Origin of the sequence: Bradyrhizobium sp. 62B, assembly GCF_030272265.2 — a bacterium.
Lineage (GTDB): Bacteria > Pseudomonadota > Alphaproteobacteria > Rhizobiales > Xanthobacteraceae > Bradyrhizobium.
On record NZ_CP092841.2, the window covers coordinates 4953198 to 4975406 of the forward strand.

Consider the following 22209-nt stretch of genomic DNA (forward strand, 5'->3'; position numbering starts at 1 on the left):
CCGGAAACATTGGCGCGGAAAACTTCGTCGCCATTTCGTGCTGTCGCCTGACGCAATCAAGAAGTTCGTCAATGGACACATGAATGTTCGCACAGGAGCGAACCTGTTCCGGCATCGTCACGACCAAACCTCCGATTGACATCTTCAACGGAGATTTTCCAATGCGTGTTCTCACAATGATTGCCCTCGCCAGCGCCGTGATTGCGAGCTCGACCTGCGCGTTCGCCGGAGAGCTTCCCTCTTACGAAGTGAAGTCGTTGCCGATCTCGGCGACCCAGGTGCAGGTGCTCGGCGGTGCCGGCGTCGAGGAGCAGTCGACCGCGCCCACCATGATCGTCGCCGGCATGCCCGCCTCGCCCGCACAGGTCTCGGTGTTGTCGCCGCGCGTCAAGCGGCTTGCGAGTGCAAATTCGGAAAGCGAGGCGCGCTAAGACCTACCGCATCGCTTGCGGCGCCTGCATCCGGTGCGGGCGCCGTCAGCGTTTTCAGGTCATGCTGCCCGGCATGAAGCAGCGCACGCGCGGATGACCGTCGATATAGTGCTTCCACACCATGGTGCGGCCGATCTTGTTCGGCACGGTGATCACGGCACCGTCGGGCACCACGACCCACTCGTCGTCGATGCGGACGCGGTAGCGGCCGCGATCGGACTCCCAATCGACGTCGGCAATGATGTAGCCGTCGGCGTCGGTGCAGCACTGGCCGAATTCGCTGTGCAGGCTTTCGAACCAGGGTTTCAACGGCGAGTTGGCGTAACGCCCGTCGTCACGCGCCTGGGCCGGAAATGTCAGAAGCGCCGTCACGCCCAGCAGCGTGGCTGCGCACAAGCTTGAAAATTTCATCTCGTCGTCCCGCGATCAAAATGATCCGTGCGGGGGACGACAACGCCATCCGTTGTCCGCGCCTTGAATCCGGCGCGGCACCGGCGACACGTTTCCCCAGCAGCTGACGACAACTATGCAAATCCGCTGCCAGCGCGCATTCCGGGGAACTACTGCCGCAAGGCGCAAAGGCATCCGCCTTTCGACGGATGCGGCCTAGGATCAAAATCCGACGCCGAGACGGCGACGCTCAAGAAGACCGAAACCGGCCTACTGCTTCGCCGGTGCCATCATCATGCCGCCGCCCTTCTTCGGTGCGGGTGCCGGCGGCTTGGTCGCCGCCGCCTGCGCGGGCAGATATTTTGCCACGATGGCGGGATCGACCTGGGCGATGTTGGCGTCAGGCAGGCGCGTCCAGGCCTCGTCCTTGCCGAGCAGCGAAATCCCGAGATAGCCGCGCAGCGTCAAGGTCTGACCGTCGGGACTGACCTTCATGTTGGCCTTCCAGATCTGGCCATCGCGCGGATTGAGCACGTTGCCGCCTTCGTACTTCAAGCCTTCGCGCTTCATGTTGCGGACGAAGGAGATGCCGAGCACAGGCGCGTTCTTGCGGTCGTCGGTGCACTTGCTGCAGATCTCGTTCGGATCGTCGCCGGGGCGCGGGAAGGTCTTCGCGATCACGCCTTCGAAGATGCCGTTGCGGTCGATGAAGAGAAACCATCCGACCGTCTTGCCGTCTTCGACCTTCTGCCACAGGCCCGCCGCCGTGGGCTCGGCGGTCTGCGCCGCAGACGGTGTCACCGTCGCGAGCGACAATGCGAGCGCGAGGAAGGGGAGCAGCCGAAAGCTGGAAAAATTCCGCATTAGATCACCTTGTTAGTCCACGACCGGAATGGCCGCAGACTACGGCGATTTCGCGAACGTTTCCAGCACCAGAAACATGGGGCGACCCCTTGCCGCCCGTTGCCGTCAGTTGACACCGAGCTTCTTTTGCAGGCTGGAGGACGAGGTCGTGTACTGGAACACGAGCCGCTTCTCCGGATAGACGTAGCGATGGGCTTTTTGCGACATCAGCGCGCCCTCGTGGAAGCCGCACAGGATCAGCTTGATCTTGCCGGGATAGGTGTTGATATCGCCGATCGCGAAGATGCCGGGCACGTTGGTCTCGAACGCGGAGGTCTCGACCGGCACCAGATTGTTCTCCAGCGCAATGCCCCAATTCGCGACCGGACCGAGCTTCATGGTCAGTCCGAAGAACGGCAGCATGGTGTCGCAGACGACTTCGCTGATGCTGTTGTCGTTGCCCTTGACGGTGGCGCCGGAGAGCTTGCCCTCGGCACCGGAGAGCGCGGTGACCTGGCCGAGCCGCAGATCCATCTTGCCGCCGGCAACCAGCGCCCGCATCTGCTCGACGCTGTGGGGCGCGGCGCGAAACTCGTCGCGCCGGTGCAGCAGCGTGATGCGCTTGGCGATCGGATGCAGATTGAGCGTCCAGTCGAGCGCGGAATCGCCGCCGCCGACGATCAGCACGTTCTTGTCGCGGAACGTTTCCATCTTGCGCACCGCGTAATGCACCGAGGTGCCTTCATAGGCCTCGATGCCCGGCACCGGCGGACGCTTGGGCTGGAACGAGCCGCCGCCGGCCGCGATCACCAGCACCTTGCATTCGAACACCTTGCCCGCATCCGTGGTGCAGCGAAACAAGGGATCGCCGATCTTCTCCACGGTCTCGACCATCTCGCCGAGATGGAAGGTCGGATGGAACGGCTTGATCTGCTCCATCAGCGCTTCCGTGAGGCCCTGCCCCGAAACCTGCGGAATGCCGGGAATGTCGTAGATCGGCTTTTCCGGATAGAGCTCGGCGCACTGGCCGCCGACCTTGTCGAGGATGTCGACGAAATGCGTCTTCATGTCGAGAAGGCCAAGCTCGAAGGCGGCGAACAGACCGCAGGGGCCGGCGCCAATAATCAGCACATCGGTTTTGATCGCGTCGCTCATGTCGTCTCTTTGTCTGTCGTTATCTGTTGGACGGCGCCCTTTGGGCAGAGGTGACCCCGCCTGTCTAGCCAACGGGGATGGATCAGGGAAGGCATAAAAGCGGGAGCGCCCCGCGGCCGCGCCCACTTGCCGGGGCAGGATAACTGGGCTGTAACCAGCAAGGATATGACGGAGATCAATCGGTGAACGCACCTAGTCGCCTCGATACGACGCCGCGCCTGGAGGACTTTCCCTACCGCCTCAGCGACAACGTCCGCTTCGGCGATCTCGATCCCAACCAGCACGTCAACAACGCCGTCTACGCCACCTATTTCGAGACCGGCCGTGTCACGCTGATGAAGAGCCCCGAATACGGGCTGACGCCGCCGGGGCTCGCCTGGATCATGGTGCGGCTCGACATCCATTTCCGCGCCGAACTGCACTGGCCGAACACGATCGAGCTCGGCCTCGGCGTCGTGAAGCTGGGACGGACGTCCGTGACCTTCGAACAGGTCGTGTTCTCGGAAGGCAAATGCATCGCCTCGGCGATGTCGGTCGGCGTCATGCTCGACGAGGCGACACGGCGGCCCGCGCCGCTCAGCGCGGAGATCGTCGAGAAGCTCAGACCTTGGCACAAGCGCGGCATCGAGGTCGCGCCGCCGACCCTCTAGTTCAACTCAAAAAGGGCAGGACCAGGTCTATCAGGCCGACCCAATCAGGCCTGACGTTCCGGCGTCGACACGACGAGACCATCGAGATCGTCGCTGACCTTGATCTGGCAGGACAGGCGCGAATTCGGGCGAACGTCGAAGCCGAAGTCGAGCATGTCCTCTTCCATCGGCGTCGGGCTGCCGACCTTCTCGCGCCAGGCTTCGTCGACATAGACATGGCAGGTCGCGCAGGCGCAGGCGCCGCCGCATTCGGCCTCGACGCCGGGAATGCTGTTGCGGATCGCGGCTTCCATCACGGTTGCGCCGTTCTCGATTTCCACCGTGCGGGTTTCGCCCTTGTGGTCGACAAAGTGAATCTTGGCCATGTGTGCTCGTGCTGCCGCGGTGCTGGGAATGAAGGAGGGTCCGGGCTGTCCTATAACGGGTCGATCAGGCCGGCGCCATAGGGTTTTGCGACGAAGTAAATGCCGCTTTGCGGCAAGAAAATGCGTCGAAACAAGAGACTAGAATCCGGCTCGGCCGCGTGGCCTCAAGACTTCAGGATCGCCTCGATGGCGGCGCGGGCCTCGGTCACCGCCTCCTTCAACGCCGCGAAGGCGTGGCGCTCGTTATGGCCGGTCTGGATCGCGGTCTCCAGGCTCGCTGCGGCATCGGCTACCGCAAAGGCGCCGATCCCGCGGGCCGACCCCTTGAGCTTGTGGGCAAGTGCGCCGGCCTCGGCCGGCAGTCCCGCCATCGCCGCCATCAGGCGGACCGCCTGCTCGGCGAACATGGCCAGCACTTCCTGCTCCAGCTCCGCATCGCCGAGCGTCATCCGGGAGAGGTGGTCGAGGTCGAGCGGGCTGTCGATAGGTGCAAGCGGGGGCGAGGGCATCCAGTCCATCCGTTGCAGTTCAGGCGTCATGGCGAAAGGCCCCGGCATCGCGCGACGGTTCCGCCGGTCCGGCGGTGCGTTCGCCTCACCCAAGCATGGAAATGGTTAACGAAATGTTGGGGGTCGGCGACGCAGTTCTGCCAGCTTATTGACGAAAAGTTGCCGCAATCGGCCAAGTTCGGTGGAGAATTGCATTTATTGCTAAGGCGTTACGGCGCGATCCTGTTAACGATGATTAAGATTGTCTTAATCGCGGGCATTTCATTCGCGACGCTCTGCCAATAGGATGTTGCAGAAATTGGCGGACAAGCCGTCCGGGTGGGGACGGCTCGGAGATCCGCGCAAGCGGCATGATCCGGTCTGTGGGCTTGCGTAGCGCGCAGGGCTCGCGGGGGGACGCGTACAAGTAACGAGGGCTCGGACTGAACATGGCGAACACTCCGAAAAAGGTCAAAGACCCCACAGAAGTTGCGCTTTCTGCGATCCAGGAAGCCCTGAACATCAGCGACACGGCCGCGGACACCAGCCGCAACGCCTCGATGCGCAACGAGCCCGCGCCCTCGGTGGCGCCGCCCCCGATCTTCGACGAGCCGAGCTTCGAGCCGCGCCCTGCCGCCAACGAGCGGTCGACCGTGTTCGACCCGGTCGAGGAGCCCCGCTCTTCGCGCCGCGCCGCCAATGACGACCGCGAGACCATCGGCCAGCTGCTCCAGGCGCTTCAGAAGGGCCGCCCTGCCCGCAGCGTCTATACTTTCGCCACCATCTTCGCCGGCGTCTGGCTCGCGGCCTGCGCCGCGCTGACCTTCGGCTTCCTGCCCTCGATCCAGGCCGCCATGGGCCAGAGCGGCGGCGTGCTCGTCATTGCCGGCCTGATCGCGATGTTCTTCGCGCCGATCATGCTGTTCTATTTCCTCGCAAGCCTCGTCTGGCGCGGCCAGGAAATGCGCATGATCGCGCAGGCGATGGCGCAGGTCGCGATCCGCTTCTCCGAGCCCGAGGGCTCGGCCTCCGATTCCATGGTCACCGTCGGCCAGGCCATCCGCCGCGAAGTCGCGGCGATGGGCGACGGCATCGAGCGCGCGATCGCGCGCGCCGGCGAACTCGAGACGCTGGTGGCCAACGAGGTCGCCGCGCTGGAGCGCGCCTATTCCGACAACGAAGTGCGCATCCGCGCCCTGCTCCAGGACATCGCGCATCAGCGCGACAATCTGGTCGGCCAGGCCGAGCAGGTCCGCAGCGCCATCTCCGGCGTGCAGATCGATCTGCGCCACGACATCGCACTGATCTCCGATGCGATCGCCTCGCGCGTCGACGAGGTCGCCAAATCCATCACCGGCGCGCTCGAGGAGCGCGGCGCCCACATCACCAGCGCGCTGAGCAATGCCGGCGACAACATGATCCTGGCGCTCGGCGAGCGCGGCGGCGACCTGCTCGACCGCCTCGAGGAGGCCAGCAACGAGACCACGCGCGCCGTGCTCGATGCCAGCGAGCGGCTGACCACCAGCCTCAACTTCAAGACCGGCCACGTCCACGACGAGTTCGTCGATCTCGCCGACCGCGTCCACGAGATGCTGAACGAGCGCATCGACCGCATCACCGGCGAATTCGAGCAGCGCTCCGCCGCGATCGTCGACGGCATCTCCGAGCGCACCGAGCAGGTGCACGACAGCCTGAAGAATTCCTCGGACTCGCTGCTGCTCGAGCTCGAGCTGCGCTCCAACGACCTTTCCGCCAAGATCGACGACGCCGGCAACCGCCTCGCCGGCCAGATCATGACGAGCGGCGACAAGGCGAGCGAGGCGCTCGACGCCACCGTCAACACCCTCGTCGCCAAGGTCGTCAGCCAGACCGAGACCGCGCACGACTCGCTGTCGCTGCAGATGAGCGCGTTCGACGAGCTGGTCAGGAACCAGGGCACCGAGCTGGTCGAGAAGTTCGCCCGCGACTCCGGCACGCTGGGCGCCCTGATCACGCGCCACATCTCCGAGTTCGACCGCACCGTGAAGACCTTCGGCGGCGAGATCGTCGAGCGCATGGGCCAGCGCACGCAGGACATCCATGAATCGCTGAAGACCTATGTCGAGAATTTCGACACCCGCTTCACCGCCAACGGCGGCGAGATCACCGCGATCCTCGACCAGCGCCTGATGCAGTTCGAGACCACCATCGGCGACCGCGTCAGCAATTTCGACGCCTCTCTGAACGGCAAGATCGCCGGCCTCGACTCCACGATCGAAGGCCACATCAAGACCTTCGACGAACAGCTCGGCGGCCGCGTCACCGCGCTCGAACAGTCGTTCGACAGCCGTGCGAAGTCGATGACCGAGACGATCGACGGGCGCATCGACACGCTCGCCTCGTCGCTGACCGACGGCGCCGCGCAGGCGATCCAGTCGATCGACAGCCGCCTCACCCACCTCACGACCTCGCTGACCTCAGGTGCATCGCAGGCCGTCGAAACCATCGACGCGCGCCTCAACCACCTCACGAGCACGCTGACCGACGGCGCGTCGCAGACCATCCAGTCGATCGACACCCGTCTGACCCACCTCACGACGACGCTCACCGGCGGCGCCTCGCAGGCGCTCGAGTCCATCGATAGCCGCCTCACCTACCTCACCACCACGGTGACCAACGGCGCCTCGCAGGCCGTGCAGTCGATCGACACGCGTCTGACGCTGCTGACCTCGACGCTCACCGACGGCACAGCGCAGGCGATCGAGGCCGTGGACCGCCGCATCACCGGCGTCGCCGACATGATCGACGGCCGCAGCACGCATCTGACCGACACGGTCAGCGCGCGCTTCCAGGAGATCCAGCACGCCATCGAGACCAAGGTCGGCTCGGTCGCGAGCGACATCGACGTGCGCGTGGCGCAGTTCGAGGACCTGCTCGGCTCGCGCGTCGAGGCCGTTGCCGGCCGCATCGAGAGCAGCGGCCGCCAGGCCAGCGAGGACATGATGTCCCGCGCCGAGATGATCTCGACCGCGATCCGCTCGCATGTCGAGGACGCCGAGCGCTCGCTCACCAACCTCGTCGTCAACACCAGCGAGACGATCCAGACCGGCGCGCGCACCGCCCAGCAGTCGCTGATGACGGTCTCCTCCGACGTCAACGCCCAGCTCAAGATGACCTCAGCCGAGGTCGAACAGGCACTGACCGCGGTCGGCACCGGTGCAGCGAACTCGATCCTGACCAGCGCCCGCGATGCGCAGTCGACTCTCATCGCGGCGTCGGGCGACGCCTCCAACCAGATCAAGGGTCTCGCGGCCGACGTCGAACGCACGCTGTCGGCGGCAGGTTCTGCCACCGCGGCCTCGATCCTGGCCGGCGCCCGCGAGGTGCAGACCACCCTCGTCACGGCGTCCTCGGACGCCGCCAACCACGTCAAGACGCTCACCGCCGATGTGCAGCGTTCGCTGTCGCTGGCCGGCACCACCACCGCGGAATCGATCACCGCCGGGGCGCGCGACGCCCAGAGCGCGTTGATCGCGGCCTCGAGCGAGACCGCCAACCAGATCAAGGCGCTGTCCTCCGACGTGCAGCGTTCGCTGACGATGGCCGGCACCTCGACCGCCGAGATCCTCACCAGCGGCGCGCGTGAGGCCCAGAACACCCTGGTTGCCGGAACCGCGGACGCGGCGGGCCAGGTCAAGTCGCTCACGGCCGACGTGCAGCGCTCGCTGACGATGGCCGGCACTTCGACCGCTGAAACCATCACGGCCGGCGCGCGCGAAGCGCAGAACATGCTGGTCACGGCGTCTTCCGAGGCAGCCAACCAGGTCAAGTCGCTCGCGGCCGAAGTGCACCGTTCGCTCTCGCAGGTCGGCCAGTCGACCGCCGAGACGATCACCACCAGCGCCCGCGACGCCCAGAGCACCCTGCTCACGGTCTCGGCCGAACAGACCAGCCAGGTCCGTTCGCTCGCGGCCGAGATGCAGCGCGCGCTGGCAACCGCCGGCGGCGCCACCATCGAGGCGCTCACCAGCGGCGTGCGCGAGGCCCAGGGCTCGCTGATCTCCGCGTCGACCGACGCGGCGAGCCAGATCAAGTCGCTGACCACGGACATCGAGCGTACGCTGACCGCGGTCGGCGCCGACACCGCCTCGACCATCCTCAACAGCGCCCGCGAGGCCCAGACCTCGCTGACCTCCACCTCGGCGGACGCCGCAAGCCAGATCCGCGCGATCTCGACCGAGATCGAGCGTACGCTGAGCTCGGCCACCGCGAATGCGACCAACGACATCCAGACCAGCGCGCTCAACGCCCAGAACGCGCTGATCTCGGCCTCCAACGAGGCGAGCTCGCGGGTCAAGTCGAGCTCCTCCGACGTCGAGCGTTCGGTGCTCGCCGCCAGCTCGAGCTTCGGCCAGGCCATGACCGGCAAGACCGACGAGATCGTCACCTACGTGCAGCAGCAGGCCGACCGCCTGTCGAACATGATCGACGCCAAGCGCGGCGCGCTGGTCGACGCGATCGGTTCGAAGACCAGCCAGCTCACCCTCGACATCGACCGCGTCACCTCGGACGCGCTGAAGTCGATCGAGACGCGCGGCCAGGCCTTCTCGCAGACCATGATGGGCAACGGCTCGGAAGTCGCCCGCACCATCAACGCGGCGAGCGAGATCGCCACCAGCGCGGTCGGCAAGTCGCTCAAGGACCTCGAGCAGGCCTCGCGTTCCGCGATCGACCAGTCGCGCCAGGTCTCGATCGCGGCCGTCACCGAGATGCAGGAGACCAGCAAGATCCTGCGCACCGACACGGTGGCGCTGTTCGAACGTCTGCGCGAAGGCAACATCCTGCTCCAGGAGGTGCTGACCGGTGCGCACGACAACCTCAACTCGCTCGAGCGGGCGCTGGTGACGCGCGTCGCCGACTTCGTCTCGGCGATGAACGACGTCACCTCGCGCAACGGTGCGGCGACGCAGAACCTGGAAGAGCAGCTCAACGTCTTCAACAGCAAGACCACCAAGGCACTCCAGGACCTCGGCGAGCTGTCGACCCAGTTCGACGCGCACGGCAAGGCGCTGGTCGAAGCCGCGCAGGTCGTCGAGCAGAGCAACAAGAACACCACCGCCTCGCTCGCCGAGCGCAAGCAGGCGCTGGAATCGCTGGTCACCACGATCGACCTGCGCACCGCCGATCTCGACCAGCGGCTGTCGCGCTTCACCGGCCTGCTCGATGAATCGCTGGCCGCGGCCGAAGAGCGTGCCCGCGACATCGCCCGCGTCGTCGCCGAGACCGCCGGCGCCGGCTCGGCCGCGATCACCCGCCAGTTCGAGGCGGTGCGCGCGGCATCCGAGGAGGAGCACCGGCAGACCATCGATGCCATGCACGACATCTACCGCCAGACCACCGACGAGGCGGATGCGATGTTCAAGCAGTCGACCGAGAAGTTCACCAACCTCGTGTCCAGCATGAAGCAGATGGCCTTCGAGATGCACAACGAGCTCGAAGCCACCCGCAACGAGCTGCGCCGCGGCGTGCTCGAGATGCCGCAGGAGGCCGCCGAGAGCACGGCGCAGATGCGCAAGGTGATCGTCGACCAGATCGAGGCGCTCGCCGAGCTCAACCGCATCGTGGCCCAGCACGGCCGTGGCCTCGACGTCACCACGGCGGGCCGCGCCTCCGTCGCCGTCCAGCGCCAGGAAGAGCCGATGATGGCCGTTGCGGGCGCTCGCGCCGCCGAGACCCGCATGCGCGACACCGGCAGCGCGTCCACGCTGCCGCCGCCGGACCTCGGCATGCCGGCGCCCTCGCGCCGCACCGAAGCGCCGCCGGTCGCCCCTGTTGGCAACGACCAGGGCCGTGACGGCTGGCTGTCGGACCTGCTCAACCGGACCGACGCCAACCAGGGTGCACCGACCGGACGTGAGGCTTCCCGTGGCCGCGCCGCAGCCGCGCCGCAGCCGCAGGCCCCACAGGCCAGCAGCAATCCGCTGGAATCGCTGTCGCTCGACATCGGCCGGTTGATGGACCGCAACCTCGCGGCCGAGATGTGGGACCGCTACCAGCGCGGCGAGAACAAGGCGTTCACCAAGCGCCTCTACACGCCCGCCGGCCAGAAGGCCTTCGACGAGGTCGCCCGCAAGTACCGCGCCGACCGCAACTTCAAGGGCACGGTCGACCGCTACGTCGCCGAATTCGAGCGCCTGCTCGACGAAGTCGCCCGCGACGGCCGCGGCCCGCAGGAGCTGCGCAGCCACCTGACCTCGGAGACGGGTCTGGTGTACACGCTGCTGGCGCATGCGGCGGGCCGGCTGGGGTAAGCGGCCAACCAACCGCGAATGAGAAAACGGAGGCCACACGGCCTCCGTTTTTGTTTTAGGGATGTCCTGAAGCTCAATTGCCGCCGGGCTGGCCGAACGACAGCCGCTCGGCGAGCACGGCGGCCTGGGTGCGCGAGCCGACGCCGAGCTTGCGCAGGATGGTCGAGACGTGGCCCTTGACCGTCTGCTCGGCGATGTCGAGTTCGCCCGCGATCTGCTTGTTGAGCTTGCCCTCCACGATCATCGCGAGAATGCGCAGCTGCTGCGCCGAAAGGGTGGCCATGCGCGCAGCCAGCTCCACATCGGCGCTCTGGATCGAGCCGCGGCCGCCGACATTGGGCGGCATCCAGATCTCGCCGGCGAGGATCTTGGTGATCGCCTCGGCCATCTCGGGCAGGCCGAGCGATTTCGGAATGTAGCCGGATGCGCCATAGGCGATGGCGCGGCGGATCGTGGCCGCGTCCTGCCGCGCGGAGATGATCGCCACCGGCACGGTCGGGAATTGCGCCGACAGGATGAACAGCGCGGCAAAACCCTGAATACCCGGCATCGTCAGATCCCAGAGGATCAGGTCGATGTCGCCGGACTGGACCGTCAAGACGCCGATCGCCTCATCCAGCGATTGGCAGGCGACGATGTCGAGATCGGGCAGCATGCTCGACAGCGCGCTGCGTAGCGCAGCCTGCACCAGCGGATGGTCGTCGCCGATCAGGATGCGCATCGTCAGGGAGTCTCCGGTTCCGTCCCGAACTGTCGGCTCAATGCCTCACCACCGAGAAAGCGCCGAAGGGCCGCCGGCTTGACCGGCTTCGACAGGATCTCGCAGCCGCGCGCCCTCGCCTCGTTGCGCACCGCCTCGCTGCGATCACCGGTGACGACCAGCGCGCGGACGGCGCGGCCCGACTTCTGCCTGAGATCGTCGAGAAAGTCCAAGCCGTTGCGGCCGCCGTCGAGATGGTAATCGAGCAGCACGATGTCGGGCGGGACGGCCGCGGCCGTCTCCTCCGCCGCGGCCGCGTCGGTTGCGACCAGCACGCGATGCCCCCAGCCGCCGAGCAGCGCGGAGAGGCCTTCCAGGATCGTCGCATCATTGTCGAGACACAGGATCGTCAGCGGCCGCTCCGCCACCGCTGGAGCTGCGGTCGCAGCCGGGCGCTGGAGCGGCATTCCCGGCCCCCCGGCGAGCGGCACCGTGACGGCAAAGCACGAACCGTGACCCGGCCGCGAACGAACATCGACGGGATGACCCAGCAGCCGCGAGACGCGATCGACGATCGCGAGCCCGAGGCCCAGCCCCTTCTCCGATCCTTGCGCCAGACGCTGGAATTCCTCGAAGATGCGCTTCTGGTCCGCCGCGGCGATGCCGACGCCGGTGTCCCAGACTTCGATGCGCAGTGCGTTGCCGCGCCGCCGGCAGCCGAGCAGGATGCGTCCCCTCGGTGTGTAGCGAAGCGCATTGGACAGCAGGTTCTGCAGGATCCGGCGCAGCAGATGAGGATCGCTGCGCACGGCGCGGCGGCAATCGACGACGCGGAGGACCAGGCCGCGTTCGCGCGCCATCGCGGAGAATTCGACGTTCAACTGCACGAAGAGATCAGCGATCGGAAAGTCGGATATCTCGGCCCGAACGGCGCCGGCATCGTAGGAGGAGATGTCGAGCAGCCGGTCGAGCACATGCTCGGTCGAGCGCAGCGCCGTGATGGCGCTGCCGGTGAGGGTTCGCTCCTTCTCGGCCGCGCCGGATCGCGACGCGGCATGCAGGCTTTCGTCGAGCGCGGACAGAAACAGACGCGCCGCGTTCAGCGGCTGCAGCAGATCATGGCTCGCCGCCGCCAGGAAACGGGTCTTGCCGAGATTGGCCTGCTCGGCCTCCGCCTTGGCCTGCTCGAGCGCCTCGGTGCGCTCGCGGACGCGCAGCTCGAGTCCTTCATTGGCGCGTCGCAACGCTTCCGCGGCCCGATGACGCTCGGTGACGTCGGTGTAGGTCGAGACGTAGCCGCCCTCGGCGGCACGGTCGTAGACGATCTCGAGCACCGTGCCGTCCGGCCGCTTGCGCTCGTAGAGATAGGGCCAGCTCTGCGTGGCGACGTCGCGGTTGACCAGGAGCGCGGCGAATTCGGAGGCGGCATATTCGCCGCGCTCGACATTGAAGGCGATGAGGTCCGCCAATGGAAGCCCGACGCGCACGAAATCCGGCGGCAGGTCCAACAGTGCGATGAAACGTCCGTTCCAGGCCGTGATGTTGAAATCGGCATCGAAGGCGCAGATGCCCTGCGGCACGCTCTCCAGTGTGCTTTGCAACAAGCTGCGGTTGAAGCGCAACGCCTCCGAGGCCTCGTCGAGCATCGCCATCGCCTCCCGCCGCGACAGCGAATGGCCCTCCAGCGACGCTGCAATCACCACGCGCGCCGATGCCGCACCGATCGCGCCGGCAAGCAGGTTCTCGGTGAATCGGATCGAGTCGAGATCGACCAGTCCCGACGGATCAAGGCGCGATCCCATCCCCGCAACACGGGCCGCCAGATAAGCGTCAAAAGCTGCCGCGCCGCGCTCGACGCCGACGAAACGTAGCGCCAGCGCGCGGAGATCGTCGAGCCGGACCAACACCCGCGACGACAATTTCGGGATGGATTCACGAACGACACCGTCGGCGAACGCGGCCGCCTGGTTGCGCTCGACGGTCGATTGCCGTCCGAGCGCCGAGACGATCAGGAAGCACACGAGATTCGCGCCAAGGCTCCATAGCGTGGCGTGCGAAATCGGATCGACGCCTTCGAGGCCCAACAACGCATTGGGCTTGAGCCAGGCGAGTTGCCACGGGCCGTGGCGGACGATCTCCTCGATCCCAGGCCACAGAGGCGCGGCCGAGGGCAGCAGCAGCGTGTAAGCCCAGACGAAGAAGCCGACCGCGATCCCGAGCGAGGCGCCGGCCTTGTTGGCCCGCGGCCAGAAGAGCCCGCCGACGAATGCCGGACCGAATTGCGCGACCGCGACGAACGACAAGAGGCCAATCACGGTGAGCGGATAGGACTGATTGACCAGGCGGTGCATCAGATAGGCGAGCAGCAGGATGCCGAGTATCGACAGCCGGCGCACCGTCACCAGCACCGAGGTCATCGGCCGGCTCTGCGCGCGCAGGCCGAAGACGCGCGAGCGCAGCAGCAGCGGCATGACGACGTCGTTGCACAGCATGGTGCTGAGTGCGACCGACGTCATGATCACCATGCCGGTGGCGGCCGACAGTCCGCCCAGGAACGCGATCAGGCTGATGGTGCCCGCATCGGCCGCGATCGGCAGCGAGATGACATAGGTGTCGGGGTCCATCATCGCGCCGAACCGGTTGAGCCCGGCCGCGGCGATCGGCAGGATCAGCAGGCTGAACAGCGCAAGGTAGGTCGGGTAAAGCCAGGCCGCAGTGCGCGTGTGGCTCGGACTTTCATTCTCGACGACGGCGACATGGAAGGCCTGCGGCAGGCACAGGAAGGCGATTCCTGAGATGATGATGGTCGCGGGCCACACCGGCTGCGTCGGATCGAAGTTCAGGATTCCCGCGAGCTGCGGCTCCGACCGGAATTGCGACAGCAGAGCGGCCGGCCCGCCCGATAGTCCGAACAGCACGAACAGCGCGACGATCAGGAATGCGAGCAGCTTGACGACGCTCTCGAAGGCGATCGCGAGCATCAGGCCGCGATGATGCTCGCTGGCGTGGACGTGCCGGACGCCGAACACGATCGCGAACAGCGCCATCGACGCGGCGACGCCGAACGCGGAATCCTGCCAGAACCGCAAGCCCTCGCCGCCGGCCCGCTCGGGCTGGAGGATGAGATAGTCGAAGCTCTTGCCCACGGCCTTGAGCTGGAGCGCAATGTAGGGAAGCACGCCCAGCAGCGATGCGAGCGTCACGAAGGCCGCCAGCACCTGGCTCTTGCCGTAGCGTGCGGCGATGAAGTCCGCGATCGAGGTGACGTTCTGCGCCTTGGCGATCGCAATCACCTTGGACAGCAGCCTCTGGCCGAACAGCAGCACCAGCGTCGGGCCGATATAGATCGTGGCGAAGTCCAGCCCGCTGGTGGCGGCGCGCCCGACCGATCCGTAGAAGCTCCACGACGTATTGTAGACCGCGAGCGTCAGGCAATAGCTGATCGCGGCCGCCCAGGAGTTTGGCGACACCAGCGGCCCAGCGGCGCTCCGCCGGTCGCCCCACCAGGCCACCAGGAACAGCGTGGTCACATAGCCGGCAGCGACCGCAAGAACGAACCACGCCTGCACGACATCCTCACCCGAGACCTCCGATCCGCCGGCGACGAGCGGGGCCGGATCGCCGGCGGATACTAAGGCGTTTTCAATCGCATGGAAGGCTATTCATGCCGGAGAGAGCGGCGGCCGGAAGATCTCCGGCCGCCGACGGCAGTCATTCAGCTGCCTCGCGGGACAGCCGTTGCTGCGGTACGCGCTTGAGCGCCAGGTTGACCGCGACGGCCACCGCGATGTTGAGCGCGAGCGCGAGCAGACCGGTGTAGATCGCGACCTTGCCGGCGCCGAAGTCGATGCTGTGCAGCGGCTTCAGCCCGTCGGACCAGGCCAGCCACGATCCTCCGACGAGACCGACCGCCCAGCCGGCAAGCAGCGCCGTGCTCGAGAACCAGTTCAGGTAGAGACCGAACACCAGCGCCGGCAGCGTCTGCAGGATCCAGAGGCCTCCTAGCAGTTGCAGGTCGAGCGCGAACTGCGTCGGCATCAGCAGGATCGCGAGCAGCGCGCCGACCTTCACCAGCATGGAGGTGATCTTGGCGACCTTCGCCTCGCCGGCCGGCGTCACCTTCGGATCGACCCACACCTTCCAGAAGTTGCGGGTGAACAGGTTGGCCGCGCCGATGCTCATGACGGCGGCCGGCACCAGCGCGCCGATCGCGATCGCGGCGAAGGCGAAGCCCGCGAACCAGCTCGGGAACAGCATCTTGAACAGCTCGGGCACGACGTCGTTGTTGCTCGCGAGCTTCAATCCCGCCGCGTGGCCCATGTAGCCCAGCAGCGCGAGCAGGCCGAGCAGCAGCGTGTAGGCCGGCAGCAGCATCGCATTCTTGCGAATGGTGTTGCCGCCCGAAGACGCGAAGATGCCGGTCAGCGTATGCGGGTACATGAAGGCGGCGAGCGCCGAGCCGAGCGCCAGCGAGGCGTAGGGCACGATCTGCGCCGGCGACAGCAAGGTGCCGCCTGCGCCTTTCGCCGCGAACGCCGCGTCCGCCGCGGTGAAGATCGCACCGTAGCCGCCGAGCTTCGAGGGTACGATCGCGATCGCTGCGATCACCACGATGTAGATCATGATGTCCTTGACGAAGGCGATCAGCGCCGGCGCGCGCAGGCCCGACGAATAGGTGTAGAGCGCCAGCACCAGGAAGGCGAGCACGAGCGGCACCTCGCCGTGCAGGCCGAGCGCCTTGATCGCGACCTCCATGCCGATGAGCTGGAGCGCGATGTAGGGCATCGTCGCCAGCACGCCGGTGGCCGCGACCGCAAGCTCGAGCCCGCGCGAGCCGTAAGCGCCGCGCACCACGTCGCCGGCGGTGACATAGCCACGCTCCTTGGCGACCTTCCACAGCACCGGCATCACCGCGAACACGAAGGGATAGACGATGATGGTGTAGGGCAGCGCGAAGAAGCCATAGGCGCCGACCGCATAGACCAGTGCCGGAACGGCGATCACGGTGTAGGCGGTGTAGAAGTCGCCGCCGACCAGGAACCAGGTGATCCAGGTCCCGAACTTGCGGCCGCCGAGGCCCCACTCGTCGAGATGGGCGAGCGTCTCCGGCTTGCGCCAGCGCGAGGCGACGAAGCCCATGCCGGTGACGAGGATGAACAGTGCGAGGAATACGGCGAACGCCGCGCTATCGACATCAGCCAGCACGACGCACGCTCCTGTAGACGATCCAGGTAAGCAGCGAGGTGAGCGGCACCCAGGCGAGCTGGTACCAGTAGAAGAACGGGAAGCCGAACAGATAGGGCTCCCGGATATTGTAGAACGGCACGATCATCAGGCCGATGAACGGCAACAACAGCAGCAGGCGTACCATGCGCTCTCCTCCCCTGTGAGTGAAGTCGACGCGCCTTGTCGTGGGCACGCCTTGAGCGCGATATAGCTGACAACGACCGGCAGCCCCTCCCCCTACCTTGGCTCGGCCAGACCCCCATACTTTCGTATCGTCCCGTCATTGCGTGGAGCCCGCGACAAAATTGCGAAGCAATTTTGCGCTGGCGACGAAGCAATCCAGATTGCCTTTCGCAAAGACAGTCCGGATTGCTTCCGCCTTCGCCAAGGCTACGACGGACAAGTCGCTACGCGCGCAATGTCGGCTGAGAGAGCACGCCTCCCTCGTCTCGCGCGAACTTGCGGCGCTATCGCCTGCCGCTCGGCGCTGCGGCCGGCTTCGGCGGTTCGGGCGGCGGGGCGGCCGGCGCGCTGTTGCTGGCGCCGAACAGCACGCGGGTCGGGTTGCGGTCGAAATTGTTCACGGCGCGGCTGATGTCGCCGAGGGTACGGCGGCCGTCGGCCATCAATGCGCCGGAGCGCTTGTCGAAATCGTCGGCGAGCTCGCGGATCGACTTCACCGCCTGGAACAGCTCGCCGCCGTCCTTGCCGCCGGCGAGCGTGTTGAGGCCGAGCATGAGATTGTCGGCCTTGAGCATGACGCCGTCGACCTTGGCCATCACGCCGTCGATCTTCTCGGAATTGCGCGCGAGCGAGTTGGTGAAGGTCTCGAGATTCTTCAGCGAGTTCTTCACGGACTCCTGGTTGTCGGCGACGATCTTGTTGATGTTCTGCAGCGTGCCACGGATCGCCTCGGTGACGTCCTGCAGCTTGTTGGGGTCGGCGGTGAGCGTCGGGATGCCGTCCTGGTCGAGCGGCGGCGGCGCCGCGGCTTCGTCGCCACCCTTGAGCGAGATCGCGGCAACGCCGGTGAGGCCCTGGAATTCGAGGCCGACCAGCGTGTCCTTGCGGATCGGGGCGTTGTTCTCGATCATGGCGAGTGCGACAACCCGCCGCGGGTTGTCGAGCTTCACCGAGACCACCTCGCCCACCCGGATACCGTTGAAGTTGACGCTGCCGCCGTTGCGCAGGCCCGCCGCCGGGCCCTCGAACACCACGCGCAAGGGGCTGCGCTGCTTGGTGGTATGCAACGACTGGAACCAGAGCACGAAGCCGATCGCCGCGGCGATCACCGCCAGCGTGAACGACCCGATCAAGACGTAGTTCGCCCGCGTTTCCATCAGGTGCTCCGGCTACTCATCCCAGCTACTCAACCCAGCCACTCAACCCAAGGCACTCAACCCATGACCGCGCGGGCGCGCTTGCCATGGAAATACTGCCTCAACCAGGGATGCTGCGAGGCCTGCATGTCGGCGATCGACCCTGCCGCAATGATCTTACCGCTCCCTAAAACGGCGATGCGGTCGCATGCGGTGTAAAGGCTGTCGAGATCGTGGGTTACCATGAAAACTGTCAGCCCCAAAGTGCGCTGGAGCGTCCTGACCAGCTCGTCGAAGTCGCCGGCGCCGATCGGGTCGAGGCCCGAGGTCGGCTCGTCCAGGAAGACGAGGTCGGGATCGAGCGACAGTGCGCGCGCCAGCGCCACGCGCTTGATCATGCCGCCCGAAAGCTCCGAGGGAAATCGCTCGGCGACCTCCGGCTTGAGGCCGACCATGGCCAGCTTGGCCATGGTGATCTCGTCCATCAGCCGCTGCGAGACGCGAAGATATTCGCGCATCGGAAACTGGATGTTCTGCCGCACGGTCAGCGAGGAGAACAGCGCGCCCTGCTGGAACAGGACGCCCCAGCGCCGTTCGACGTTGCGCCTCTGCGAGGTGTTGGAGGAATCCAGATCGACGCCGAACACCTCGATGGAGCCCGCGACCTTCGGCACGAGGCCGATGATGGTTCGCGTCAGCACCGATTTGCCTGCGCCTGACGGACCGACGAAGCCAAGGATCTCGCCGCGCTTGACGTCGAGGTCGAGGCCGTCGAGCACGCGCGTTGAACCGAACTGCACGGTGACGTCACGGACGCGGATGATGGGGTTTTGGATCTCGCTTTGAGCTTCTGTCGCCATCGTCACATTCCGATCGCGGCGAAGAATATGGCGAACACGCCGTCCATGACGATGACGAAGAAGATGCCTTTGACGACGGACGACGTCGTGTGCTGGCCCAGCGATTCCGCACTACCCTGCACGGCAAGCCCTTCGACGCAGGCGACGATGCCGATCACGGCGGCCATGACCGGGGCCTTGACGATGCCGACGATGAAATGGTCGATCGAGATGGCGTCGCGCAAACGCAGCAGGAAGGCCTCGGGCTCGACCCCGCCATAGAGCCAGGCCACGAGCCCGCCGCCATAGAGCGCGGCCATCGCGCCGAGAAAGGCCAGGATCGGCAGCGCCAGCACCAGCGCCATCATGCGCGGCAGCACCAGCACCTCGATCGGATCAAAGCCCATGGTGCGCAGCGCGTCGATCTCCTCGCGCATCTTCATCGAGCCGAGCTCGGCGGTGTAGGCGCTGCCCGAGCGCCCCGCGACCATGATCGCGACCAGCAAGACGCCGATCTCGCGCAGCACCAGCACGCCGAGCATGTCGACCACGAAGATGTCGGCGCCGAATCTTCGGAAATGGAAGATGCCCTGTTGCGCGATGATGCAGCCGATCAGGAAGGTGATCAGCACGATGATCGGCACCGCGCGCCAGCAGACCTGCTCCATGTGATGCACGGTCGAGGTCAGGCGGAATGAGCGCGGATGGATCAGGACGCGAAACCATGCCGCGAGCACGGCGCCGAGCATGTCGACGAGCCCCGCGATCGTCCCGCCGACGCCGGCCACGGCCCGGCCGATCTGCTCCAGCATGCCGGCGATGGTGATCGGATTGTTGTCGATTTCGGCCCCCGCCCGGACCCGCCGCACCTCGTCCACGAGGCTGGAATAATTGGCGGACAGCCCGGCGATCTGCGCCTCGACCGGCCCCTTGGTGAGGCTGCGGCGCAGCCGCTCGATCAGCCAGGCCCCGAAGGTGTCGAGCTTGGCGACTTCGGACACGTCGATGAAGATGCTTTGGGGGGTGCCGGCGAGCTTCTCGGCGTCGGCCACCATCCGTTCCAGGACCGGCGCGAAGCTCGCGGTCCAGGTCCCAGTGGCGCAAAGTGCCAGCGCGTTGCCCTTGGCAATCCGTTCCAGCTTCGGATCGCTGTTCAAGATGTCCGCTCCCGTACCGGGGCGGAGAAAATCAGAGAGTTGCGCACGCGCCCTTACCCAGAGAAGGTATCCCCAAGTGGTTAATGTTAGTTGCTAGAGGTAACTAGCAGGTTCAGATTTCGCCAGAGTTCAAAATGACTTCCATGAAATTTGCGTCCCTGGCGACGCGAATCGAGCGCTTCCCGATCGCGGGCAGCTTTACCATCAGCCGCGGGGCCAAGACCGAGGCCGTGACCGTCATGGCCGAGGTCAGCCGGAACGGGCTGACCGGCCGCGGCGAGTGCGTGCCCTATCCCCGCTATGGCGAGACGCCCGAAGCGACGCTGGCGGCCATCCAGGCCATGCAGCAGGCCGTTGCCGATGGCATCTCGCGGCAGGCTCTGCAGGCCGCCATGGCGCCGGGTGCGGCCCGCAACGCCCTGGATTGCGCCCTGATCGACCTCGAGGCCAAGGCGGCGGGCCAGCGGGCCTGGAACCTGCTCGAGCGCCCGGTGCCGGGCGAGCGCACCACGGCGTACACGATCTCGTTAGGGACCCCCGAGGCCATGGCCGCCGCGACCGCCAAGGCGGCGCACCGGCCGCTGCTCAAGATCAAGCTCGGCGGCGACGGCGATCCGGAGCGGATCGCGGCGGTGCGCAAGGCCGCGCCCGAATCCGAGCTGATCGTCGATGCCAACGAGGCCTGGACTGAGGCCAATCTGGAAGCCAACCTCGCCGCCTGCGCCGCCGTCGGTGTCACGCTGGTGGAGCAGCCGCTGCCGGCGGGCAAGGACGCGGTGCTGGCACGGATCAAGCGGCCGCTCGCGGTCTGCGCCGACGAGAGTGTGCATGACCGCTCCTCGCTTGCGCCCTTGCGCGACCGCTACGACGCCGTGAACATCAAGCTCGACAAGACCGGCGGCCTCACCGAGGCGCTGGCGATGGCCGATGCGGCGCAGGCGCTCGGCTTCGAGATCATGATCGGCTGCATGGTCGCGACGTCGCTGTCGATGGCCCCCGCCATGCTGGTGACGCCGCAGGCACGCTTCGTCGATCTCGACGGCCCGCTGCTGCTGGCCCGCGACCGCGACCATGGGCTGCGTTACGACGACAGCCTGGTCTATCCACCGGACGTCTCGCTCTGGGGCTGAGCCATGAGCCGGTGCCGCGCCGACCAGATCAGCAGCGCGCCACCGGCGGCCATCGCCGCCATGACGTAATACAGGCCGTCGCCGATGCGGGCGTAGATCGCGCCTGACGCGATCGAGGTCGTGGCGCCGAGGAGACCGTTGCACGCGGCATAATAGCCCTGACCGCGCGCGATCTGATGCGAGGGCACGCGCTGCACCAGGAGGTTCATCGTGCCGACGATGGTCATGCCGAAGGTGAGGCCATGGCCGAGCTGCACGATCGCGAGCAGCGCCAGCGGCGGCTCGCTCGCGGTGACGATCCAGCGCACCACTGCGCTTAAGCCTCCGATCGCGATCATGGTGGAGGGATGCAGCGAGAAGCGCGGCGACAGTGCGAAGACGACGATCTCCGCGATCACGCCCAGCGTCCACAGGCCCGCGATCGTCAGCCCGCTGATGCCATGGAGCTGCCAGTTGATGGCCGAGAAGGTGTAATAGGCGACGTGGCTGCCTTGGATCAGCGCCGCCGAGACGATGATCGCCCAGAAGCCGGCATCGCGCAGCAGCGCCTTGCCGGCATGCCTCTCCGCCGTCTTGCGCCTGACATCATCGAGCGGCTGCAGCAGCAGGCTGGCTGCGACAGCAACGACGGCCCAGGCGACGATGATCCAGATCAGGTCGCGCGGCGCGATGACGTCGATGAGATAGCCGCAGGCGAGCGAGCCGGCGGCGAAGGCCGCCGAGCCCCACAGCCGCAACGGTCCGTAATCGAGCCCGTAGCGAGCGACGCCGCGCAGCGCATAGGCATCGGTCAGCGGCATCGTCGGCGTCCACATCATGCAGGTCAGCGCGTAGATCAGGAACAGCGCCAAGGGCTGCTGCTGCAGGCCGACCGCCGCAAATCCGATCGCGGTCGCCAGCACCGACAGCATCATGGCGGCGCGGATGGCGTGTCGCTTTTCGGCAAAGGCGGTCACCTGCGGCAAGGTGGTGAAACGCGTGATCGCCGGCAGCGCGTTGATGAGCCCGATCCAGGCCGCGTCGATGCCGATCGCCTTCAGCCACACCGGGAAGAACGGCAGATGCGTGCCCGAGACCGCGAAGACGGCCGAGTAGAACAGGGCGAGACTGACGGCGAATCGCCGCTTCCTGGCTGCCGCGGTGGGGATTTGTGATTCGGACTGCATCAAACCAATTGCGATTCGGTCGATATCGTGGTGATCGTTACATTAACGCGCACTGATTTG

Annotated in this window: 17 protein-coding genes; 4 read left to right on the forward strand and 13 right to left on the reverse strand. The window is 66.3% G+C overall.

Annotated elements, in window-relative coordinates; all coding sequences use genetic code 11:
• Positions 1–161: 161 nt before the first annotated feature.
• Positions 162–431, forward strand: coding sequence for a hypothetical protein (locus ML401_RS23645; RefSeq protein ID WP_285807083.1), 270 nt, complete (start codon positions 162–164; stop codon positions 429–431).
• 54 nt (positions 432–485) lie between these two features.
• On the opposite strand, the gene ML401_RS23650 is transcribed toward ML401_RS23645, so the two are convergent.
• The 3 genes from ML401_RS23650 to ML401_RS23660 all read right to left on the reverse strand — a co-directional run bounded on the left by ML401_RS23650 (position 486) and on the right by ML401_RS23660 (position 2819).
• A complete protein-coding gene (locus ML401_RS23650; RefSeq protein ID WP_285807084.1) occupies positions 486–842 on the reverse strand; it encodes a hypothetical protein in 357 nt (118 codons plus the stop codon).
• Between the two features lie 249 nt (positions 843–1091).
• Complete coding sequence (locus ML401_RS23655; RefSeq protein ID WP_194403283.1) at positions 1092–1685, reverse strand: DUF2147 domain-containing protein; 594 nt, start codon at positions 1683–1685, stop codon at positions 1092–1094.
• Positions 1686–1790: 105 nt separating this feature from the next.
• On the reverse strand, positions 1791–2819 hold the full coding sequence (locus ML401_RS23660) for an NAD(P)/FAD-dependent oxidoreductase (RefSeq protein WP_285807085.1): 1029 nt from the start codon (positions 2817–2819) through the stop codon (positions 1791–1793).
• A gap of 182 nt (positions 2820–3001) precedes the next feature.
• Between ML401_RS23660 and ML401_RS23665 the strand changes: the two genes are divergently transcribed.
• A complete protein-coding gene (locus ML401_RS23665) occupies positions 3002–3469 on the forward strand; it encodes a thioesterase family protein (protein ID WP_285807086.1) in 468 nt (155 codons plus the stop codon).
• A gap of 44 nt (positions 3470–3513) precedes the next feature.
• Here the strand turns inward: ML401_RS23665 and ML401_RS23670 are convergent, their stop codons facing one another.
• Together ML401_RS23670 and ML401_RS23675 are read right to left on the reverse strand one after the other, a co-directional pair.
• A complete protein-coding gene (locus ML401_RS23670) occupies positions 3514–3834 on the reverse strand; it encodes a 2Fe-2S iron-sulfur cluster-binding protein (protein ID WP_194403286.1) in 321 nt (106 codons plus the stop codon).
• A gap of 164 nt (positions 3835–3998) precedes the next feature.
• Positions 3999–4373 (reverse strand): Hpt domain-containing protein, encoded by a 375-nt coding sequence (locus tag ML401_RS23675; protein ID WP_211419767.1) that lies wholly within the window; start codon positions 4371–4373, stop codon positions 3999–4001.
• A 398-nt stretch (positions 4374–4771) separates the two neighbouring features.
• On the opposite strand from ML401_RS23675, the gene ML401_RS23680 reads away from it, so the two are divergent.
• Positions 4772–10612, forward strand: coding sequence for an apolipoprotein A1/A4/E family protein (locus ML401_RS23680; protein WP_285807087.1), 5841 nt, complete (start codon positions 4772–4774; stop codon positions 10610–10612).
• Between the two features lie 73 nt (positions 10613–10685).
• Here the strand turns inward: ML401_RS23680 and ML401_RS23685 are convergent, their stop codons facing one another.
• The 7 genes from ML401_RS23685 to ML401_RS23715 all read right to left on the reverse strand — a co-directional run bounded on the left by ML401_RS23685 (position 10686) and on the right by ML401_RS23715 (position 19853).
• Positions 10686–11339, reverse strand: coding sequence for a response regulator transcription factor (locus ML401_RS23685; RefSeq protein ID WP_285812728.1), 654 nt, complete (start codon positions 11337–11339; stop codon positions 10686–10688).
• Positions 11336–14881: a PAS domain-containing hybrid sensor histidine kinase/response regulator gene (locus ML401_RS23690; protein WP_285807088.1), complete on the reverse strand. Its 3546-nt coding sequence runs from the start codon at positions 14879–14881 to the stop codon at positions 11336–11338. Before ML401_RS23690 ends, ML401_RS23685 begins: the two co-directional genes overlap by 4 nt.
• A gap of 142 nt (positions 14882–15023) precedes the next feature.
• Entirely contained in the window at positions 15024–16517 is a 1494-nt protein-coding gene (gene mctP, locus ML401_RS23695) for a monocarboxylate uptake permease MctP (RefSeq protein ID WP_259214323.1), read from the reverse strand.
• Entirely contained in the window at positions 16507–16683 is a 177-nt protein-coding gene (locus ML401_RS23700) for a DUF3311 domain-containing protein (RefSeq protein ID WP_194403291.1), read from the reverse strand. Before ML401_RS23700 ends, mctP begins: the two co-directional genes overlap by 11 nt.
• 322 nt (positions 16684–17005) lie before the next feature.
• Positions 17006–17878 carry an MlaD family protein gene (locus ML401_RS23705; protein WP_194403292.1) on the reverse strand — a complete coding sequence of 291 codons (873 nt, stop codon included), beginning with the start codon at positions 17876–17878 and terminating at the stop codon, positions 17006–17008.
• A 56-nt stretch (positions 17879–17934) separates the two neighbouring features.
• Positions 17935–18717, reverse strand: coding sequence for an ABC transporter ATP-binding protein (locus ML401_RS23710; RefSeq protein WP_285807089.1), 783 nt, complete (start codon positions 18715–18717; stop codon positions 17935–17937).
• Positions 18718–18719: 2 nt separating this feature from the next.
• Positions 18720–19853 carry an ABC transporter permease gene (locus tag ML401_RS23715; RefSeq protein WP_285807090.1) on the reverse strand — a complete coding sequence of 378 codons (1134 nt, stop codon included), beginning with the start codon at positions 19851–19853 and terminating at the stop codon, positions 18720–18722.
• A gap of 134 nt (positions 19854–19987) precedes the next feature.
• On the opposite strand from ML401_RS23715, the gene dgcA reads away from it, so the two are divergent.
• On the forward strand, positions 19988–20983 hold the full coding sequence (dgcA, locus tag ML401_RS23720) for an N-acetyl-D-Glu racemase DgcA (protein ID WP_285807091.1): 996 nt from the start codon (positions 19988–19990) through the stop codon (positions 20981–20983).
• Here the strand turns inward: dgcA and ML401_RS23725 are convergent.
• Positions 20953–22149, reverse strand: coding sequence for a major facilitator superfamily domain-containing protein 6 (locus tag ML401_RS23725; RefSeq protein ID WP_285807092.1), 1197 nt, complete (start codon positions 22147–22149; stop codon positions 20953–20955). The genes dgcA and ML401_RS23725 overlap by 31 nt on opposite strands.
• Between the last annotated feature and the right edge of the window lie 60 nt (positions 22150–22209).